This is a genomic window from Acinetobacter sp. YH12049, from assembly GCF_013419875.1.
GTDB lineage: Bacteria > Pseudomonadota > Gammaproteobacteria > Pseudomonadales > Moraxellaceae > Acinetobacter > Acinetobacter amyesii.
This window is the reverse complement of record NZ_VOZH01000021.1, coordinates 12362-34248: the sequence shown is the minus strand read 5'-3', so window position 1 is coordinate 34248 and position 21887 is coordinate 12362. Positions and strand designations below refer to the sequence as shown.

Genomic DNA, 21887 nt, shown 5'->3' with positions numbered 1-21887 from the left:
GCTTAAATGACATTTTTTTATTCAAAAACTCAATCAGCATAAAAGTATTTTTAAATTATTTTTATTGACAAACGATAATAATTATCAATAATATTACTTATCCCATTTATTCACTTGGTTTGATTTCATGTACGTTTGTTTGTGCCGTGGTATTACTGATCAAGACATTAAAGATGCAATTGCCAATGGTGCAGAAAGCTATCGTGAAGTTCGCGATATGCTCGATTTAGGCACCTGTTGTGGTCGCTGTGCTCCTGAAGCACGTATGATCATCAGTGATGAAGTTGCACAAATTGCAGCCCGGATCGCAATTGCTGCATAAACCAAGCTTTTAAATTTCCTCAACAATCATAATTATAAAACCAATGGTCTCAGACCATTCCTCCTCCCCCGCTTCTGACTCTAAGCGGGTTTTTATTTATTAAAACCCTGAAAATTAGCGCCTTGTTTTGATTGTGATTTTCATTTGCTGTTCTATAAAAAACTCGCTAAATTACACTTTGTTGTTTAAGATATTTCTATTCTAATATCGAATTTATATTGCTTAGTTCGAGCTTTATTGCAGTTAAGGAGTCAGACATGAAAGGCAATCGTGATGTAATTAATCAGTTAAATCAGGTGCTTTATCATCATTTAACTGCAATTAACCAATATTTTCTTCATTCACGCATGTTTAACGATTGGGGCATTGAGCAACTGGGTTCTGCAGAATATAAAGAATCAATTCGTCAAATGAAGCATGCTGATAAAATTATTGAACGCATTCTATTTTTAGAAGGTCTGCCAAACTTACAACATTTGGGCAAGCTGTATATCGGTCAGCATACTGTTGAAGTTTTAAACTGCGATGTACGTAAAGTCAAAGAGAATATCGAAGCCATTCAAGTAACGGTTAAGCTAGCAGAAGAACAGTTAGATTATGTCACTCGAGATCTAGTTCAAGAGATTTTAGAAAAAGAAGAAGAATGGTTGGATTGGACAACCACTCAGCTAGACCTTGTTGGGTCTATCGGTGTAGAGAATTATATTCAGAGTCAGATTTAAACTCATTAAAAAACCCGCATCTGCGGGTTTTTTAATTTCATAAATTACTACCAAGGGCGAAGGTCAACGATTTTTATTACTTCACCTGTTTGTTTATTGACTAGCACAGTCATATCTACAGCATTAGCTTTTAAAGGGACATATCCAGTCGCTTGAGGATATTTCGCTAATATCTTTCGCACCTGTTCATGGTCATTAAATTGCTCTAATTCATTTAGACTTTTTGCACGTTTTTTTATTTGTGGTAAGGCTTGAGTAAAATCCACATAATATTCAGGTTTTTGTGCAATCGATATTCCACCCAATGCTTCAGCAAAGATATCATTTTCACGCTGTAATTTGTCTTTAGAAAATTCAATAGCTACATATTGTGGCTTAAAAAATGATACTTTTTGAAATTCTGGTAAAGCATTTTCAATGTATTGATCAATAATTTCATTTTTCCGAATTAACTCAAAGCGATCCATATTATATGCAATCCATACAGGGCGCCCTTGCTGTATACTATAAATTCCATAACATAAAGCAGCAATTTGAATAATAATAATTACACCTAAATCAAATTTGAGGGTCTTTTTTCCTTCTTTATAGACGATTAAGCCTAGTAAAGGCCCAACAATAACATCAATAAGGAACATCATTAATATAATAGCAATTACGCCAGTAGCTTTATATAAAGGTGATAGGTACCAAGTATTAAAAATAAAAATTAAAGCCACACATGCAATCAAACATGAGAATAGTAAATGTACAATAAAAAAATTATATTGCTTATCCAATTTCATTTAAAATTAATCCTGACCTTTTTTCCACTTATACGCATTTGAATCATGCATATCGTTAAGAGACTTAGACTCTATATTTTTTGCATACAATGTGTTCAATATATTCAAATAATACAACGCCTTATCTTTTCTACCATTCAGCCATAAAACTTGTGCATATTTATATAAGTTATTTGGTGTGGCATACCTATACGTTACTTTTTTCATCCACAGTAATTCTTCTTTAGACATATTTTTTTCAGGAGCTGTTCGTATATAACGAATTCTTTCACTTAGTTGGGTCATAAGCAATAGATTTGGAGCCGCCTGTGTTACATGCGTTTTTCCAATATTTAAAATTTCAGCTCGAACCAATCTTGTATCCTGCTCAATCTTTACATATTCATAGAAGATGGTCCCATATAAAACAATCGCGCCACTATAAAAAGTGATTATTTTTTTCTTAGACAAATTAATAACATTTTGGAAAGAACTATCTATATATACATATCCCATTAAAAAACCAACAGGCAATAAAAAAGTCGCATATTCCAATGGAAATTCGAGCATCCCATGACTAATCACAGCACCAATCATTGCCAGCGCAATAAAATTTTCCACCGTATAAGCAAGCTGACTTAATTTAAATAACCAATAGGCAAAGAAAACAATAATGAATGTCCCTATAGGAATGCCATTCCAAATCAGCAAATCAAGTAAAACATTATGGCTATGTTCCGTCCATTCCGTCGTTGGATAACTTGAAAAAATACTAATTTGAGCAACACTGACTTGATTCCAACCATAGCCCCATATTGGCTCTTGTTTTAAAGCCAGAATTAATTGGTGCCACATAGAAAGACGTGTGAAGCCAGATGTCGTACGCTCAACAACATTATTTATACTAATTAGACCTAAATACTGAGACACAATTGGCAGTGCGTAAACAAAACCAGCAAAAATCCCTAAAACATACCAAATACTGTTTTTCTTTAACCGTGTATTTAAGGGATTATATTTCCAATACCACCACACAACAAAACATATTGCATACACCCAAACAGAACGAGACTGAGTTAATGCAAGACAAAGTAAAAACAGACATGCTAAACCTGTACTAGCGATATAGTTAATTTGTTTTTTTTCAAATAAATATAATACTGCCAATAAGCTTAGAATCAAAAAAGTCGCACAGTTATTAGGTTGGCCAAAATTCGCAAAAGGTCGATTATGTGGAACATCAATTATCCAGATACCACCATTTGTCAGCAATAACCATTGTTGAAGCATCATATACGAAGATAACAATGCTGAAACAATAAAAATCCAACTAGTAAAGATTAAAATTTGTTTTTTATTAATTTGAGTTGTTAGATTTAAGCCAAGCATAATGCTAGAGGCAAAACTAATTAAATAAATAGTTGCAATCAGAGCATCACCAAAAAAGTAAACTTTCCCAAAGAAATACTGCACTAAAGGTATCAATGCAATAAAAAAGACAAGCGCAATATATCGATCTATCACTATTTTATTTTTCTTGATGATTAATATTAAAAATACGACCAAAAATAATAAATAGATTGAAAATTCATGATAAGCACTTAGCCAAGGATAATAGCGATTGGGCAATACATAAGCCAAACATCCCAATAGAAATATGACCAAATACAGATACTTTTTCAAAATTTGCCCCTAAAAAAAAGGAGGTAAAACCTCCTTTTTTAAATACTACATATTAACCACGGCAAGAAGATGGTAAATATTTTGGAAGAATTGTACCACCTGCACATTTCCATTCAGTAATATTGCCTGCGGTAGTATCAATTGTTGGTGTTAAAATTACAGTACCATTTTTTGCACCTTTTAAACTATCATCACCAGAAGCTGTTACTGTAATAACACCCTTAGCACCTGTTGCAACTGATTTAACATATTTAGATACTCCACTTGCACCTGATGCCGATTCACAACCATAATCACCTCCTGATGGTAATGAAGTACCGCCTCCAGTTTGCACAGCCTCAGTTACAGCTGTACGACAAGTCGAAGCAGCAAGAACAATTTCAGATACTTTCGCACGTACTGTGTAATCCTGATATGCAGGAAGCGCCACTGCAGCCAAAATACCAATGATCGCAACAACGATCATTAATTCAATAAGGGTAAAACCTTTTTGAGCGTTCATAAACATTCTCCACAAATGTTTTTTAATTTAATTATTTAATAAAGCTATGTAGCTTGTTTTATAAATAGCACAGAGCGTGCCAAGATTTATTATAGTGAAAATGACAGAAAAAACAGCACTTTAAAAAAATATTTTTATTTTTGTAATCATTACGTCTCTTTTTGTGTTTAAAAGTGACGATTTGTGTCACTTTATCACCGTTTTTTAGCGCAAAATAATGGGCGTATTTGCGATTTCATTCGTTCTATCTACAGACTTCCCTGCATAAAAGTGATCCATCACGTCACCAATCTCTTTTACACCAACCATCAAAGCTGTTCGGTATTGTTTATTTTGCATGTTTTGGATAATTCGCGCGCAAATAGCCTGCCACACTTGGGCATCGGTTGCCTGTCTCATCCCGCGATCAATCACAATTTCCACCTGACGTTCACATAGGTTTAAATAAAGCAAAACACCACTATTAAATTCTGTATCCCACACACCCAGTTCAGCAAAGAGCTGTTCAGCACGTGCACGGGTATTTTGATAATAGGCTTGGTTCGAAGGAATATGCCCTTCAATCACCACTTGTATTTCGCCCACATGGCCATGTTCAGCTTCTGTCACCGCTTGCGCAATGGCCTGCTGATCTTGCTTATTAAAAAATCGGTTTGCTGCAGGCATATAAAAGAAGTGCTTCAACCAGCGTTTAAAACTTGGTTGCTGTATTTCCTGTGTTTTAGGACAAGTGACAATTTCTGTTGTTTCTGTTTTCGTTACCATGAACCTGATGCTCCCCCACCGCCAAAGCCACCACCGCCTCCGCTATAGCCACCGCCACCAAAACCACCACCACCGCTGCGACCACCTCCGCCTCCACCACCAGCAAGAAACATTTGAAAAATCGTTTGTGCAATCGCGGTGATCAGTAAAAAGAAAATTGCACCACCCATGAGTAAACTGGTCAACAAACCAGCGCCATTGACCAGTCCCGCGACCGTGCCTGCTACTGCAGCAGTTGAGGCACTTAAACGCTTACCGACAATAAAGGATGCAAAAATACCAATCACCAAAATGATGAGAACCGTTGTAAACGTTTTCTCTTTGGCTTGTTGCTCGTGTAAGGCTTGTTCTTGGCGTTCTTTTAACTCTTGGGCTGCTTGAGCTGCAACTTCAGGGTCTTGATTTAAAATTTGGGTTATTTCTGTTAAGCCAGCATCAATGCCTTGAGCATACTGTGCTTGTTTAAAATACGGAGTGATTTGATTTCGAATTATGCGACTAACGATGATATCGGGCATAATTCCTTCTAACCCATAACCCGTTAATATTTGTATGCGACGATCATTCACAGCAATCGCCATCAATATCCCGTTGTCACGTTTTGCAGAACCGAGTTGCCATTTTTCTGCAACACGCATGGCATAATCAAAAATATCTTCTTGACCTGTGGTTGGTACAATCACGATACCAACTTGTGCCTTGCCTTGTTCGTGTAACTGTAGAATTTTCTGGCTAATGGCTTGCTTTTCAGCAGCTGAAAGTAAATTTGCCTGATCAACTACAGGTTCATTTAGGGTCGGCAAGCCGCGAATCGACTCGCCATCTGCCATATCATTGGCGATATTCGGCTGCTGAATTTTGATTTCAGGCTGTGCTGTTGTTTCTTTCTGTGTAGCTGACTGCTGATCTTTTAATATTTTACCGACAACAACTGTTTCAGCATCTACATCTGTAGCGGTGGCAGTTTCTGCATGTGTGAAACCCACCACACACAATAAGCATGCTAAAACCATGCGCTGCAGCCACAACAAACCTGTATGTTTTAGCTCAAAATCCACCATCAGCCCACCTCACAATGCAGTGATGCCAATTAATTAAAATCAACTTTCGGTGCAGTTTGTGCACTTTGCTCTGCGCTAAAGTTAGGCTTGGTATCCATACCGATGACTTTAGCTGTCATCACTTGCGGGAACTGGCGTGCATAGCCATTAAAGTCTTGTACCGTAGTAATGTAGCGATTACGTGCGACAGCAATTCGGTTTTCAGTGCCTTCAAGCTGTACCTGTAAATCACGGAATTGCTCATTGGCTTTTAAGTCCGGATAATTTTCCGAGACTGCAATTAAACGAGAAAGTGCGCTGGTCATCTGCGCTTGTGCTTCTTGATATTTTTGGAACAGTGCTGGATCTTCTAAAACTTCCTTATCCACTTTTAAGCCCGCAACATTCGCACGTGCTTGAGTCACTTCTGTCAGTACTTGTTCCTCATGTTTCGCGTAACCTTTAACCACATTGACAAGGTTAGGTACCAAATCTGCACGGCGTTGATATTGGTTTTGCACCTCAGACCATGCTGCTGTAACGGCCTCGTCTTTGACTTGTAATGTGTTATAGCCACAACCACTCAGGGTCAATGTACTGACTAATGCGATTGCGAGCATGCTTTTTTTCATTGAATTCATAACCCTTAACCTCAAGTATTTATTTGTAATTGTTTAAATAAATTCATTCTAACCTTATTTTTCGAATGAATTATGTATTTTCTTTGTGATTAAACTGACCTACTCGAAAAATATTTAGCATAAAAAAAGGCCCACAACTCGGGCTTTTTTAACATTTTGAATTAACTATACAATTGCGGTGTAATTTCAGTCTGAAAACTTTCCATTTGATATTCATCAGCAAGGCGTTCTTTCCAATATTTCACGATCTGACTGTAATCAATTTCGCTCGGATGGAATTCTGCTTTGTAATATGACAAATATTCTGGCGTCAATTGAATAAACATTTTTGCCAATAAATACGCCCCGAAAATATTTCCACCAACCTTCGGCAAACTTTTTTTCTTATCCTGCATAAATAGCTTCGTTGCAGAATAAAACGTAAGACTTGCAAAACCCGTGGTCACACTGCGCATAATCATGCGGCGTATTTTGTCATCTCCATAGACATGTTGATATACATCAAATGCCACTGCGCGATGCTCAATTTCTTCAATCGCATGCCAAACCCAAAGTTTCACTGCATCATCATCTAAAGTACTCAGTACTTCAGGATGTCTTAAAATATAGCCGCCAAGTAAAGCAGTAAAATGTTCAAATGCACAGGTAATTGCCAACTGTATTTTTGGATGTAAGTTTTTTACATAGCTATCTTTACGCGCCAGCCATGCTTGGAAACGATCTAAATTATAGCTTTCACTGCGCCAAGCATCGTTAAATTCAGCATGGGCTTTGGAATGCATCGCTTCTTGCCCAATGAATGCTGCGATCTCAGCTTGTAATTTTTCATCACTGACTTTCTCGCGTACATTGCGCACGCTATGCACAAAGAATTGCTCACCAATGGGAAAGGTCGATGACAATGCCGTCAACAAATGCGACATCACCGGTGAGTTGGCAAAATAATGCCGGCGAATCGCTTTAGGATTGAATTGTGCTCGACGTACCGTAATGCCAATGGCTTTAGGACGTTTTAGATATGTTTTTTGTGTCGTCACTTGCGTCATGGTCGCTTCCTAAGATTTAGATCATGATCGCAGTATGTAATTCCTAAGCTCTTTCACACATGGCAAAATGTGCTAGCACATTTGCATAGCTCACCATTCTAAAGCGCTGTCTGACAACTTTTCAGCGTATTTATCTGCAAAATCCATTCACGTGTCATTTGAGGTAAATTCCAAAAAATAAAAAACCCGCCGAAGCGAGTTTTTTGAATGAATCCAGTGTAAGCACTGGCGTGTCATGACTTAAACATCTAAATAGTCAAGAATACCTTCGGCAGCTTGGCGACCTTCCCAGATTGCGGTTACCACAAGATCAGATCCACGTACCATATCACCGCCGGCGAAAATTTTCGGATTCGATGTTTGGAACTTAAATTCTTGCTGTTCAGCAGCAATGACGCGACCTGAACCATCCATACTGATGTTTGATGTAGTAAACCAATCTGCGGGGCTTGTACGAAAACCGAAGGCAAGCAATACTGCATCTGCTGGTAAAATTTCTTCTGAACCCGGAACTGGCTCAGGGCTACGACGACCGCGACTATCAGGTGCGCCAAGCTGTGTAGTCACAACTTTAACACCCGTCACTTTGCCATTTTCACCCACAATTTCAATCGGCTGACGATTAAATTGGAAATCTACACCTTCTTCGCGCGCATTTTTCACTTCACGACGTGAACCTGGCATGTTTTCTTCGTCACGACGGTAGGCACAGACAACCGATTCGGCACCTTGACGGATCGAGGTACGGTTACAGTCCATCGCAGTATCACCACCACCCAGAACAATCACTTTTTTGCCTTCCATGCTGATGTATTCAGATGGATCTTTTTCCCAACCTTGCGTACGGTTGACATTGGCAATCAAGAAATCCAGTGCATCATGAACACCAACAAGGTCTTCACCCGCGAAACCGCCCTTCATGTAGGTATAGGTCCCCATACCCATGAATACAGCATCGTAATCAGCCAAAAGCTGGTCAATCGTCACATCTGTACCAATTTCAGTATTGAGACGGAATTCAACGCCCATGCCAGAGAAAATCTCACGGCGACGTTTCATTACGTCTTTTTCCATTTTGAATTCTGGAATACCAAATGTCAGCAAACCACCAATTTCAGGACGCTTGTCAAATACGACTGGCTTCACACCATTACGTACAAGAATATCTGCACAGCCAAGGCCAGCAGGACCTGCACCAATAATCGCAACTTTTTTGTCTGTCCACTTAACGTGTGACATATCTGGACGCCAGCCCAATGCAAATGCCGTATCGTTAATGTATTTTTCAGCATTACCAATGGTAACTGCACCAAAGCCGTCATTTAGCGTACACGCGCCTTCACATAAACGGTCTTGCGGGCACACACGACCACAAACTTCAGGCAAGGTGTTGGTTTGATGACACAATTCTGCCGCTTGGAAAATGCGACCTTCTGCAATCAGTTTTAACCAGTTTGGAATGTAGTTATGTACTGGACATTTCCATTCACAATACGGGTTACCGCAACCTAAGCAGCGGTGTGTTTGGTTTTTTGCAACTTCAGCTGTAAACGGTTTATAGATTTCCACAAATTCTGCTTTGCGGACAACTAGATCTTTTTTCTCTGGATCTTGGCGTGCTACATCCAGGAACTGAAAGTCATTATTTAGGCGCTCTGCCATGTCTCTCTCCGTGGGTAGGTGTAAGCATGTTTGGACTTACACCTGCCTATCAAATCTGCAGTAGTGGAATTATTGTGGATCAGCTTGAGTTGTTTTCAACAAAGTCTGCAAATTAGCAGCTTTTGGTTTCACAAGCCAGAATTTGCGGCTATAGAAGTCAAACTCGTTGCGGATCTTATACGCCCAAGCACTACCTGTTTCTTTAATATGTTCATCTAAGATACGGCACAAGAACTCTTTGTGTTCTTCCATCGATTCTGTAGAGATACGGTTCAATTCAATCAGCTCGTGGTTGTAATGGTCAACAAAGTCATTGTCGAGGTCGAGCACATAAGCGAAACCGCCTGTCATACCCGCACCAAAGTTATGACCCACTTTACCCAATACAGTCACGATACCACCTGTCATGTATTCACAGCAGTGGTCGCCTGCACCTTCAATTACAGCAAACGCACCTGAGTTACGTACTGCAAAACGCTCGCCTGCTGTACCTGCTGCAAACAATTTACCGCCTGTTGCACCATATAAACAGGTGTTACCAATGATCGCAGTATTTTGCGTTTGGAACGGTGAACCTTTCGGAGGGAAGATCGAGATACGACCACCAGCCATACCTTTACCCACGTAGTCATTCGCATCGCCTTCTAGGCTGATGTGTAAACCACCGGCGTTCCAAACACCCAATGACTGACCAGCAGTACCGTTTAAGTTCACTTTTACAGGGTGCGCTTCCATACTGAGGTTGCCATAACGTTTCGCAATTTCACCTGAGATACGTGCACCGATTGAACGGTCACAGTTACCGATAGTGAAACCGTATTCACCGCCTGTACCTGCTTCAATAGCTGGCAGCATTTCAGCTACCATTTTTTCAGCCAATAAGCCTTTATCGAATGGTGCATTGCCTTGTACTTCACAGTACTGAGCTTTGCCTTCAGCCGCAGGATGCGATTGGAGCAATGCGCTCAAATCAAGGTGTGCATGTTTTTCAGTTTCACCCGGAAGCATTTCCAGTAAATCTGTACGGCCAATCAAATCTTTCAGACTTGAAACGCCTAGCGCTGCTAACCATTCACGTGTTTCTTCCGCAATAAAGTGGAAGAAATTGATCAGCATTTCAGGCTCACCGATATAGTGTTCCTGACGTAAATGATCTTGCTGTGTTGCTACACCGGTCGCACAGTTGTTTAAGTGGCAAATACGCAGGTATTTACAACCCAATGCGATCATCGGTGTAGAACCGAAACCGAAACTTTCAGCCCCAAGAATCGCTGCTTTCACAACGTCTAGACCTGTTTTCAAACCGCCATCGGTTTGTACACGGACTTTGCCACGCAGGTCATTCACACGTAGCGCCTGATGCGCCTCAGATAGACCAAGTTCCCATGGAGAACCTGCATGGTGAATTGAAGAAAGTGGAGAAGCCGCTGTACCGCCGTCATAACCAGAAATGGTAATGAAATCTGCGTATGCTTTTGCTACACCAGCCGCAATCGTACCAACACCCGGCTCAGAAACCAGCTTAACGGACACCATCGCCTGTGGGTTAACCTGTTTTAAATCGAAAATTAACTGTGATAAATCTTCGATTGAGTAGATGTCGTGATGCGGCGGCGGAGAAATTAATGTCACACCCGGTACTGAGTAACGTAAACGTGCAATTAAGCCATTCACTTTACCGCCCGGCAACTGACCACCTTCACCTGGTTTTGCACCTTGTGCCACTTTAATTTGAAGGACTTCTGCAGAAGTTAGATATGCAGGGGTCACACCAAAACGGCCAGATGCAATTTGTTTGATTTTCGAGTTACGGATAGTGCCGTAACGCGCTGGGTCTTCGCCGCCCTCACCCGAGTTCGAACGACCACCAATAGTGTTCATTGCAATTGCAATGGCTTCGTGTGCTTCAGGTGATAATGCGCCTAAAGACATCCCAGCCGAGTCAAAACGTGGCAGAATTTCTTCCACGGATTCAACTTGATCGAGTGCAATCGATTGATCTGTTTTCAGCTTGAATAAGTCACGAATCGTCGCGATTGGACGGTTATTCACTAGCTCTGCGTATTCTTTAAAGTCCGCATAATTACCAGAACGTACAGATTTATGCAGCGCATTGATCACGTCTGGGTTAAATGCGTGATATTCCTTACCGAATACAAATTTCAACATACCGCCTTGATCGATTGGCTTACGTGATTTCCACGCCAAATCTGCCAATTTTTTCAAGTCATTTTCTAGATCAGAGAATGTTGCGCCTTTAATACGGCTCGGTACACCCGTAAAGCATTTTGCAACCACTTCATCAGAGAGGCCGACCGCTTCAAACAACTGACCGCCACGGTAAGAGGCAACAGTAGAAATACCCATCTTAGAAAGGACTTTCAATAAGCCTTTCTCAATACCTTTACGGAAGTTAGCTTGCGCATGAATTGGATCACCCAATAACTCACCTTTCGCGATCAAGTCATTGATCACGTCATAAGCCAAGTATGGATAGATTGCAGTCGCACCGAAACCAAGAATCACCGCAAACTGATGCGCATCACGCGCCAAACCAGTTTCGACAATGATGTTAGCATCTGTACGTAGACCTACATTGATTAAATAGTGGTGAACCGCGCCAGTTGCCATTAATGCATTTGCAGGTAAGAAACCTTGACGGATTTTCTTATCAGACAATACCAGTAATGTTTTTCCATCACGAATCGCTTGCGCAGATTCTTCACAAATACGCGCGATAGCAGCTTCTAAGCCTTCACCTTCTGCATAGTTTAGGTCGATGTCTGCAATTTCATAACCTTTACGACCAAGGGTACGAATTTGATGCATTTTCGAATTTGACAGTACTGGGCTTGAAATGATCAGACGATCTGCATGCTCTGGACCTTGTTCAAATACATTTTGTTCACGGCCGAGACATGTCTCTAACGACATTACGATCGATTCACGTAATGGATCGATTGGCGGATTCGTAACCTGAGCGAACTGCTGACGGAAGTAGTCAGACACATGGCGCACTTGACGAGACAATACTGCCATTGGCGTATCGTCACCCATTGAGCCCACGGCTTCCTGACCGCTTTCAGCGATTGGACGTAGCAATTGGTCACGCTCTTCAAAGGTAACCATGAACATTTTTTGTGAAGCTTTCAGGTCATCGCCTTTCAAACCTTGTTCACATAAATATTCTTCCAGCTCTGGACTGCCTTGTACACGTACTGAGTTTTCACGTAGCCACTGACGGTATGGACGCATACGCTTAAGGTGATTACTCACATCTTGAGTATCGAGCATTTTGCCAGTAAAGGTATCAATCACCAAAATTTGACCCGGACCTACACGGCCTTTAGACACAACGTCTTCAGGTTCATAACCCCAAACACCAATTTCTGATGCCAAGGTGATGTAACCATTTTTGGTAATCACCCAACGTGCTGGACGTAAACCATTACGGTCAAGCATACAAATCGCATGACGACCATCTTGAATTACCAGACCTGCTGGACCATCCCAAGCTTCCATATGCTTCGAGTTGAATTCATAGAATGCACGTAAATCCGCATCTAAAGTTTCAACGTTTTGCCAAGCAGGTGGAACCAACATGCGCAGCGCACGGAACAAGTCCATACCGCCACCGACAAGTATTTCCAGCATATTGTCTAAACTTGAAGAGTCCGAGCCTGTACGGTTTACAATTGGGTTCAGCTCAGTTAAACCTGGCAATAATGGGTTTTCAAATTTTGGTGTACGCGCCATCGCCCAGTTACGGTTTGCGGTAATGGTGTTAATTTCACCATTGTGCGCCAAGTAACGGAACGGCTGTGCCAAAGGCCAACGCGGTAAGGTATTGGTTGAGAAACGCTGATGGAATACCACGATGTGTGACTTTAAACGCTCATCAGCAAGATCGGTATAGAAGTCAGCAATCGCTGCTGGCATCATCAAACCTTTATAGCTGATCACAGTTGAGCATAAAGTAGTTACATAGAAGTATGGGTCAGCAGTCAGCTGTTGTTCTGCACGACGACGTGCCATCACCAACTTACGGTTGAATTCAACCTCTGAAACACCCATTGGGCAATTCACGATAATTTGTTCAAAGGCTGGCAATGACTGCATCGCGATTGAACCCAACGCATCGTTATTGGTTGGCACAACACGCCAAGCGATGACTTTACAGCCTTCGTCTTCGATTTCTTTGGTTAAAATTTGTTTTGCATGTGCGGCTAATGCAGGGTCTAGATTTAGAAATACCGTACCCACAGCAAAGATTTCACTCAATGTAATGTCACTGAGTTTTTTCGCTTCTTCACGGAAAAATTCTTTTGGCATAGCAAGGAGCAGACCGCAGCCGTCACCGGTTTTGCCATCTGCGGCAATACCACCACGGTGGGTCATACAACTTAAACTATGCATGGCGGTTTTGACGAGATCATGGCTTGCATCACCCTGCATATGGGCGATTAAACCGAAACCACAGTTATCTTTAAACTCATCCGGTTGGTATAAACCTTGAGCGGGAGCTACAGTATTAGGCGATGGCATGTGCATAGCGTACCCTTCTTTTCTTTACAGCTCTTTCGAGCACTTAACAAACTAATTTCTTGTTGCGATTCGTCTTAACTTACTCACATGAATTGTTCTGTCGAGCAAAATTATTTCTTATTCACACCCTTAAGATAAACCGAATTCATCTTAGATGCATGAATAAAAGTCAAATTTTCTGCTTTTGCAGTTCAGATCAGGGATAACGACTGGATTAATGACTTCGCACTTTTATCGAATCATTTTCGCGCCAAAACAGGGAGAAAAGTTCAATTTACGCACCAATTAAGCAATTTATATGCCAACTTGATGCATTTTCTCCTAAGATGGCTGATTACAAGCATTTTTTAGTTATAACAAATAATTCAAATTGTTCTTTTTTTATTTTATGCACTTTTTCTGTGCAGTTTAAGCTTTTCCTAAGACGTCTTGCGCTATTTTAGAACTAATTAAATGGATCGGTTACTTCTTGCTCTACCGGTGCAGGTTTTGGACGTGGTGCATCTACACTACTTTGTGATTTTTGCACATCAATCACATTTCCTTCAGCATCACGACGAGTCACCGTAGTACTTGTCGTTGCATTAGTGGGTGTTGTTACCGTCGCTGCAGCCGCCGCTTTTCGTGCGGCAATTTGCGCTTCATCAATTTTCGGTAAAGGTACAGACTTTAATTTAACAGTATATAACTTTTGACTCGACGACATTTCTTCCGTGCCTAAATCATTCACATATGCTTGATATTGTTTAAATTCCACAACTTCAGGTTTGATTGAAGCAGGCAAAGCGATGTTGAGGCTCGACATTGCAGCTTTGGCATCATTTTGCGACGAATATGGTCCAGTTAAAATGACGTATTGCTCAGGATGGTCTTCACCTGAAAGACGTAGATAAATAAATTTATGACGCTCAGGCTGCTTGCGTAAGAAACTTTTTAAAATATCTTCCTCAGAAACCCGAAATAATTCAACACCATAAAGTTTGGCAGAATCATTGATAAATTTAGTGCCGCGAAATTCTGGCTCATGTTGAGCTGTAGCAACCACACGGGTCGTCATATCAAGTGGACGTACTTCTTCATTTAATGCACCAAGATGGGACATTGCTGCCACTTTCTCTGGCTGAATTTGCAAATCCACTTCGGTTTCAGCTTGCTTTTCAACTTCAACCAATTCTTTGGTATCTGTAATCGCCCAGAAAACCAATGCAGCGAACAGACACACAGCTCCACCCACCAACCATGCATAGTGATGAACTTTTTGCCATTGAGACTGCCGCGCTGCCATGATGTACCTACTCTGCCTGATTTGCCAAAATTGCCTGTTTCATTAACTCAACATCAAACTCTTTGGTGATGATGGCCTGACCTAATGATTTCAGTAAAATAAGTCGTAATTGCCCATTCAATACTTTTTTATCATGGGACATATACGCCAAAAATTCCTCTAGCGGAATTTTAGGGCAAACTATCGGTAATTGTGCACGTAAAATGATTTTTTTTGTACGTTCTAAATCTTCAGCAGTGATCCAGCCCATACGGTGGGACAAATCTGCCGCCATCACCATACCTGTTGCAACGGCTTCACCATGTAACCATTCACCATATCCCAAGTACGATTCAATCGCATGACCAAAGGTATGACCCAGGTTTAATAACGCACGTTCGCCTTGTTCTTTTTCATCATTGGCCACAATACGCGCTTTATGGGCACATGAACGATAAACCGCTTCAGCCAACAAGGTTGCATCACCTGCAACTAAAGCATCCATATGCTGTTCAAGCCAAGTTAAGAATTCAACATCACCTAACAATGCATATTTGATCACTTCGGCCAAACCTGCAGAAAGTTCACGTGCCGGCAAAGTTTTTAATTGCGCCATATCCGCAAGAACCACTTGGGGTTGTTGGAAGGCACCAATCATGTTTTTACCTAATGGATGGTTTATCCCCGTTTTTCCACCGACACTTGAATCCACTTGAGAAAGTAAAGTCGTCGGCACTTGAATAAAATATACACCACGTTGATAGCATGCAGAGGCAAATCCGGTCATATCCCCAATGACACCCCCACCTAATGCCAAAACCGTACAATCGCGGTTAAAACCTGCTTCGAGCAAGGCATCAAAAATTAAATTCAAATGCTCTAAATTTTTATACTTTTCACCATCAGGCAAAATACATGTTGCAACAGTTTTCCCTAATGCCTCAATTGCATCTACATAATGTTTTAAATAGAGCGGAGCAACTGTGGTATTAGAGACAATCATCACTTGTTTACCCTGAATATAAGGCTCAAGTATAGTTTGTGGATTAAGGTCACTTCCAATAAAAATAGGGTAGCGACGATCACCAAGTTCAACATGTAAGGTTTGCATGAATTTAACCTTTTTCTAACGAGATATATTTTGTGAAACAATTAAATTAAAAATTTTTTGCGCAAGATCTCGCGCGGCACCTTGATTGGTTTCAATAATATAGTGCGCGACTTCACGATAAAGAGGATCACGGGCAGCCAATAAATCTCGTAGCTTTTGCTCTGGATTTTCCACTTGAAGCAGTGGACGATTTTTGTCGCGGTAGGTTCGTTGTAACTGAATTTCCACCGGAGTATATAGATAAACAACAATACCACGTTGTTTTAAAAATTCACGATTTGGGGGCTGAGTCACTGCACCACCACCAGTCGCCAAGACCAGTTGTTTTTTTGCAGTTAACTCATCAATGACATTCGTTTCACGACTTCTAAAGCCTTTTTCCCCTTCTTTTTCAAAAATCCAAGGAATAGTCGCACCTGTTTTACGCTCTATTTCATGATCACTGTCTAGAAATTCACGTCCTAACAATTCTGCTAAATGTCGCCCTACGGTTGTTTTTCCTGCCCCCATTGGCCCTACCAAATAGATATTTGGTAGGGTTTCAAACTCTTTGCTTGGCAAGGAGTCACCTATTTCTTTTGTTAAATTGAAAATATATTAATGATTTCTGGTAACACTGTCATTAACAATTCGCGGAGTAACAAAAATCAGCAACTCATTTTTTGCATCGCTTTTCATATCCTTACGGAATAAGCGACCCACATAAGGAATATCCCCTAAGAATGGTACTTTAGTTTGCTTACTTTGTGTTTCCTGATTAAAAATACCACCGAGTACAACAGTTTCACCATTATTGACTAGTACATCGGTATTAATTTCATTTTTATTCAGGATAATTTCACCATTATTGGCATACCCTGCTGGTGAGTCGCTCTTAATATTCAGCTTCATTTGCACTTTACCATCTGGAGTGATGCTCGGTGTGACATCCAGACTTAATAAAGCTTCTTTAAACTCGGTAGAAGAAGTCGCATTTGAACCAGTACCCGTTGTGGTTTGATACGGAATTTCTTGACCTGAAGCCACTTTGGCCTGTTGTTTATCAGCAGTCAGTACTTTTGGTGTTGAAATGACTTCACCATAACCATCTGCTTGTAAAGCAGAAAGCTCTAAATCCAACATAAAGTCAGAAAGACTAATCAAACCAAAAGCAATTCGACTTGCACCTGCAGTGGTCACACCTAAGTCCACGTTTAAGTTACTTGGACGTTGAATGGTATATTTCCCATCATCATCCGGAGTTTTTAAATCCCAAAGTGTGGTATCACTCCCACCCACCAATAAATGGTCATTTTGGTTAATCCCTTGAGATAAGAGACCCCATTTCACACCCATTTCTTTGGTAAAGTCGGTAGATGCTTTTACAATACGTGCTTCGACCATGACTTGCTTGACTGATACATCAAGCAAATCCACCATTTTTCGAATTTGATCAATATTTTGCGCGGTATCATTGATAATCAGTGTATTTGTTCGCGTATCTGCAGAAATCGTTCCACGTGGACTTAACAAATTACCCCGATCATCATCAGCATTATTACTATTAGACGATCCAGTGTTGCCTGCTGTTTTAGACTGGGTAATCAGTTTCTCAATATCAGCTGCCTTAGCATAACTTAAAGTAAGATATTCTGTTTGAATGGGTGCCAACTTCATACTTTGACGTAAGGCTTTCGCTTCTTCTTCTTCCGCTTTAATCAACTCAGAAACAGGCGCAATCCAAATCACATTACCGTTACGGCGTTTATCTAAATTCTTGGTTTTCAATACGATATCTAGTGCTTGATCCCAAGGCACATCTTTCAAACGAAGTGTAATATTCCCTTGTACTGTATCAGCAGCAACCATATTGATTTCAGTGAAATCAGCCAAAAGTTGCAGCACACGACGTACTTCAATGTCTTGGAAGTCTAATGAAATTTTCTTACCAGTATAATGATTGGCAGCCTTAGGACGTAATGGATTCTTATCTTCCGGACGTTTCAAACTCACCGTTAATTTATTATCGGTTTGATACGCCATATATTCATAGCTACCCGTCGACTGAATGGTAATTACCCCATTACCTCCATCATTATGTGCGTCCACCGTTGCAACTGGCGTTGCAAAATCATTGACATTTAAACGGCGAGTCAAATGTGCAGGTACTTTATTACCTAAAGTACGGATCACCACTTTACTGCCTTGTTGCTGAACATCAACAGGGGTGTTTCCACCCAGTAAATCTACAACAACTTGACCCTCACCATTAGAACCACGATGGAAACCAATATTTGAGATGCCCTGTTGCTGACGTTGTGCTGTAGGCTGTACATAACTTGCAGCTTGTGCAGAATTAATTTTTAGAATGAAGGTATTACCTTCAACACGCGTGGTAAATGCACCCGCATTGGCTAAATTCACAGTTAAGCGCGCACGTTGTGCATCCGAACTCACATCCACAGTGCTTGCTTCAGCCGTTGCAACAGGAATTGAACTTTGTTTTAAATTTTGCTGTGCTTTATCAAAATCTAAGACCAGTCGTGATGGTTGATCGAGTTGATAAGCTTGTGGTTGCGGCGGTAAGCCATTAAACATCACGCGAATTTCAGTCCCTTGACCTGGAATTTGCATTGGTACCACATTGGTTACACTCACCTGAGCATTGGCAACTTGCATCATCGCCATTGCAACAGCCCCCATCGAAAACTGACGAAACACATGATTCATTGTATTGCCATCCCCAAAAATAAAATCTTGTACACTATTCTTCATTTTTATTCCTTTAAGCTTAAGGTGCTGGTCCAATTAATATGAGACTTCTAGGACGCTCTACATATCCTTCTCGCCCATCCGGAATAATCTCAATCAAATCAATTTGCGTCGGTGTAATATTTACCACTCGACCATGATTGAGCCCCATATAACTTCCACGTTGAATACGCTCAACTTCACCATCCGGCGTCTGAATCAAGGCTAAAATTTGCCCAGATTGGTTACGCATACTCCCCTTCATATTCAGGGTTTCGAGTGCATAACTTTCCAAAGGTTGAGGCTGACGACTCAAGTTTGGATAAACACGCTTACCTGCCATGATTTTAAGTTCTGCTGCCAATGAACTTGGCAAGAACGGACTTTTTAAAGAGTGCGCCGCATAATTAAAAGTTTCGACAGGTACAAAATCTGGCGCAGGCTCAATCGCTAATGGCGCTTGATTGCGTATATTTGCCATCTCTTGATTGACCACATCAATACGTGATTCACAACCTGCTAATACAAATCCAACCATCACAGAAAGTGCCAATTTATTCATTTTCATTTTGGAGCCTCCTGTGTGCTTGCTGAATCTGCAGCTTTCGCAGCACTTTCAGTATTTCCTTCGTAACGATATGTTTTCGCAGAAATGACATAATCAATTTTTGGAATATCTGAGTTCTTTTCTTTATTTTCAGTTGCTGTAATCGTTAAATTATGCAAAGTCACAATCCGTGAAAGCCCGGCAATGCCACTAACAAATGAACCAAAGGCATGGTAATCACCCGTTGCTTCAATACGAATTGGCTGTTCCGTAAAGAACTCTTGCTTCACTTCAGGCTCAAGACGAATAATTTTAAATTTCAGTCCAGAATTCACACCAGTTAAGTTGATATCTTCAACCAAACCTGGAATTTCAGTTTCTTTCGGCAATTGTTCTAATTGTTGATTAAAACGTGCTTCCATATCCTGCAACTGCAACTGATATTGTTGCAAATTACGCAGTTTCGAATCTTTCTCACGAAACTCATTCAACAAATTTTGTTCTTGTGCATTGGCACTTGAAATAGCTTCAATCTTGCCTTTAATCGCCAAGAAATAGCCCAAAATTGCCACAAGGATAATGATAAAAATCCAGCAGGTAATTTTGACTGAAATTGGCCAACTACCATAGTTATTCGGATCTAAGGTATTGAACTGCTGTACAAACTTATCAAAAGTCATTTTCTTTTTCGGAATGACAACAGCATCTTGATTCAATTGTTCAAATTCATCACGACTCATTTTGCAGCCTCCGGAGTTGGTGTTGCTGCAGTTTGTGCGTTAGATGTTTGCGCCGATGAAGCTGACTGTCCTGCATTTGCTGCTGGATCATTAATGGTCGGCTGCGCAATTTGCTCCAAATCAGCAGTCACAGTAAATGCACCATAAGATTCTTCTACGCGAGGAACCACTGACGTCGGCGCTTTGTCTTTTTTCTCTTCAGCCACAAGGAATGAGCTCATGAAGGCATTACGATACCAAGGTGATGCTTCCAAATTACGCAGTAAATCTGCAACAGTATTTGGACTTTCCGCACGCCCTTCGATCATAAATTTGTCGCCATTACGCTCAAATTTTGTGATGTACATATTGGCAGGTGTCACACGAACCAATTCATCTACAAGATGTACTGCGATTGGACGTTGACCTTGTAAGCCTTGAATCAGCTTCATGCGTTCAATAATGGCATTACGTTGTTCTTGCAAACCATCTAAAGACTTTAATTGAACATCTAAATTTTGGTTATGACTGATAATCAATTGGTTCGCTTGTTCTTGATCTTTTAATTTGTGATCAAAGTACAACCATGTTAAACCAACCCCAATTACCCCAATTAAGAAAGCCCCAATACAAAGTGCAATAAATTCTTTTTTTCGTTTCTCTCTTAGCTCATCACGCCAAGGGAGCAAGTTAATTTTTGCCATTAATCAAAACTCCTCAATGCTAGACCGCATGCCACCATGAGTGATGAGGCATCATTTTCAATTTTTTTAATATCAATTTGAGGTGAAAAACCCATTTGTAAGAATGGATTGGCAATCGTGACGCGGTAACCCAATTTTTGTTGAAGTAGTTTTGCAAGCCCCGGAATATTGGCATTCCCCCCTGCCAATAAAATATGGTCAATTTCGTTGAACTGTGAAGATGAGAAGAAGAACTGTAAAGAACGCGCTGCTTGTTGAACGACTGCTTCTAAGAAGGGTTCTAAGACTTCAACATCATAATCATCTGGCAAGGCACGTGTTTTTTTCGCACGACCCGCTTCTTCGAAAGACAATGCATAGCGATTTTGAATTTCCTGTGTCAATTGTTTGCCACCAAACACTTGCTCACGGGTATAAATCACTTTGTTATTCTGCATAACAGATAAGGTCGTCATACTATGACCAATATCTAAAATACCCACGGTATTTACACCCATTGGCAAAGTATCTGAGAAAACTTTAAATGCATTTTCAATTGCAAAGCTTTCTACATCGCCAATTTTTGGTGTCAGACCCGCAAGCTGAATAACTTCCGCACGCGCTTCGACATTTTCAATACGTGTAGCGACAAGCAAAACATTGACACGATTTGGATTGGATAGGCGATCCGGCAAGACCTCAAAATCAAGGCTCGCTTCATCCAATGGGAAAGGAATATATTGCTCAGCATCATCACGAATCTGAATTTCACGTTCATCATCGTTCATATCTGCGTCCATTTCGATGATTTTTGTAATCACCATCGACGTTGGAACCGCCAAAGCTGCATTGGTCGTCTGTGTATTGGCCAAATTAATTGCGCGCTCTAAACAGTCACCGACAGCTTCCGGATTCAATATGTTCTTTTCAACAACACTTCCTTCTGGTAACGGGACCAAAGCATAGCTTTCTACCCAATACCGTCCACTTTTTACAGAAAGTTCCAAAACCTTAACAGAAGTCGAACTAATATCTACTCCTATTAACCCCTTATTTGGCTTACGATATAACCTGAGCACAATATAATTCCTATTATTTTTTTATCCCCAAAAAAATTAACCCACTAATTAGCATTGGTCTA

19 protein-coding genes are annotated in these 21887 nt (G+C 40.7%); 2 read left to right on the top strand and 17 right to left on the bottom strand.

Going from position 1 to position 21887, the window contains the following annotated elements:
• The first annotated feature begins 127 nt into the window (after window positions 1-127).
• Both FTU05_RS10705 and bfr read left to right on the top strand, forming a co-directional pair.
• A complete protein-coding gene (locus FTU05_RS10705) occupies window positions 128-322 on the top strand; it encodes a bacterioferritin-associated ferredoxin (RefSeq protein WP_078192519.1) in 195 nt (64 codons plus the stop codon).
• 257 nt (window positions 323-579) lie between these two features.
• Complete coding sequence (gene bfr / locus FTU05_RS10700) at window positions 580-1044, top strand: bacterioferritin (protein ID WP_180165271.1); 465 nt, start codon at window positions 580-582, stop codon at window positions 1042-1044.
• Window positions 1045-1091: 47 nt separating this feature from the next.
• Here the strand turns inward: bfr and tfpZ are convergent, their stop codons facing one another.
• The 17 genes from tfpZ to FTU05_RS10615 all read right to left on the bottom strand — a co-directional run bounded on the left by tfpZ (window position 1092) and on the right by FTU05_RS10615 (window position 21825).
• A complete protein-coding gene (gene tfpZ, locus FTU05_RS10695) occupies window positions 1092-1823 on the bottom strand; it encodes a TfpX/TfpZ family type IV pilin accessory protein (protein ID WP_180165302.1) in 732 nt (243 codons plus the stop codon).
• 12 nt (window positions 1824-1835) lie between these two features.
• The gene (locus tag FTU05_RS10690; protein WP_218953348.1) at window positions 1836-3491 is read right to left on the bottom strand and encodes a PglL family O-oligosaccharyltransferase; all 1656 of its coding nucleotides are present in this window, start codon (window positions 3489-3491) and stop codon (window positions 1836-1838) included.
• Window positions 3492-3543: 52 nt separating this feature from the next.
• On the bottom strand, window positions 3544-3993 hold the full coding sequence (locus tag FTU05_RS10685) for a pilin (protein WP_180165269.1): 450 nt from the start codon (window positions 3991-3993) through the stop codon (window positions 3544-3546).
• A gap of 204 nt (window positions 3994-4197) precedes the next feature.
• The gene (locus FTU05_RS10680; RefSeq protein WP_180165267.1) at window positions 4198-4758 is read right to left on the bottom strand and encodes a TPM domain-containing protein; all 561 of its coding nucleotides are present in this window, start codon (window positions 4756-4758) and stop codon (window positions 4198-4200) included.
• Window positions 4752-5819, bottom strand: coding sequence for a TPM domain-containing protein (locus FTU05_RS10675; RefSeq protein ID WP_180165265.1), 1068 nt, complete (start codon window positions 5817-5819; stop codon window positions 4752-4754). Before FTU05_RS10675 ends, FTU05_RS10680 begins: the two co-directional genes overlap by 7 nt.
• 29 nt (window positions 5820-5848) lie before the next feature.
• The gene (locus FTU05_RS10670) at window positions 5849-6439 is read right to left on the bottom strand and encodes a LemA family protein (protein WP_078189372.1); all 591 of its coding nucleotides are present in this window, start codon (window positions 6437-6439) and stop codon (window positions 5849-5851) included.
• Window positions 6440-6600: 161 nt separating this feature from the next.
• Window positions 6601-7485 (bottom strand): metal-dependent hydrolase, encoded by an 885-nt coding sequence (locus FTU05_RS10665; RefSeq protein WP_180165263.1) that lies wholly within the window; start codon window positions 7483-7485, stop codon window positions 6601-6603.
• A gap of 240 nt (window positions 7486-7725) precedes the next feature.
• Window positions 7726-9147: an FAD-dependent oxidoreductase gene (locus FTU05_RS10660; RefSeq protein ID WP_078189374.1), complete on the bottom strand. Its 1422-nt coding sequence runs from the start codon at window positions 9145-9147 to the stop codon at window positions 7726-7728.
• Between the two features lie 69 nt (window positions 9148-9216).
• Entirely contained in the window at window positions 9217-13692 is a 4476-nt protein-coding gene (gltB, locus tag FTU05_RS10655) for a glutamate synthase large subunit (protein WP_180165261.1), read from the bottom strand.
• Between the two features lie 445 nt (window positions 13693-14137).
• Entirely contained in the window at window positions 14138-14977 is an 840-nt protein-coding gene (locus tag FTU05_RS10650; protein WP_180165259.1) for a hypothetical protein, read from the bottom strand.
• Between the two features lie 7 nt (window positions 14978-14984).
• Window positions 14985-16067 carry a 3-dehydroquinate synthase gene (gene aroB, locus FTU05_RS10645; protein WP_180165257.1) on the bottom strand — a complete coding sequence of 361 codons (1083 nt, stop codon included), beginning with the start codon at window positions 16065-16067 and terminating at the stop codon, window positions 14985-14987.
• Between the two features lie 15 nt (window positions 16068-16082).
• Window positions 16083-16628, bottom strand: a complete 546-nt coding sequence (gene aroK, locus FTU05_RS10640) for a shikimate kinase AroK (RefSeq protein ID WP_078189378.1) — start codon at window positions 16626-16628, stop codon at window positions 16083-16085.
• Window positions 16629-16664: 36 nt separating this feature from the next.
• Window positions 16665-18776, bottom strand: a complete 2112-nt coding sequence (pilQ, locus tag FTU05_RS10635; protein WP_180165297.1) for a type IV pilus secretin PilQ — start codon at window positions 18774-18776, stop codon at window positions 16665-16667.
• Between the two features lie 61 nt (window positions 18777-18837).
• Entirely contained in the window at window positions 18838-19365 is a 528-nt protein-coding gene (locus tag FTU05_RS10630) for a pilus assembly protein PilP (protein WP_078192530.1), read from the bottom strand.
• Window positions 19362-20084 carry a type 4a pilus biogenesis protein PilO gene (locus FTU05_RS10625; protein WP_168378181.1) on the bottom strand — a complete coding sequence of 241 codons (723 nt, stop codon included), beginning with the start codon at window positions 20082-20084 and terminating at the stop codon, window positions 19362-19364. The genes FTU05_RS10630 and FTU05_RS10625 overlap by 4 nt, the downstream gene beginning before the upstream one ends.
• Window positions 20081-20767 (bottom strand): PilN domain-containing protein, encoded by a 687-nt coding sequence (locus FTU05_RS10620; protein ID WP_180117247.1) that lies wholly within the window; start codon window positions 20765-20767, stop codon window positions 20081-20083. Before FTU05_RS10620 ends, FTU05_RS10625 begins: the two co-directional genes overlap by 4 nt.
• On the bottom strand, window positions 20767-21825 hold the full coding sequence (locus FTU05_RS10615) for a pilus assembly protein PilM (RefSeq protein ID WP_078189383.1): 1059 nt from the start codon (window positions 21823-21825) through the stop codon (window positions 20767-20769). Before FTU05_RS10615 ends, FTU05_RS10620 begins: the two co-directional genes overlap by 1 nt.
• Window positions 21826-21887: the final 62 nt, after the last annotated feature.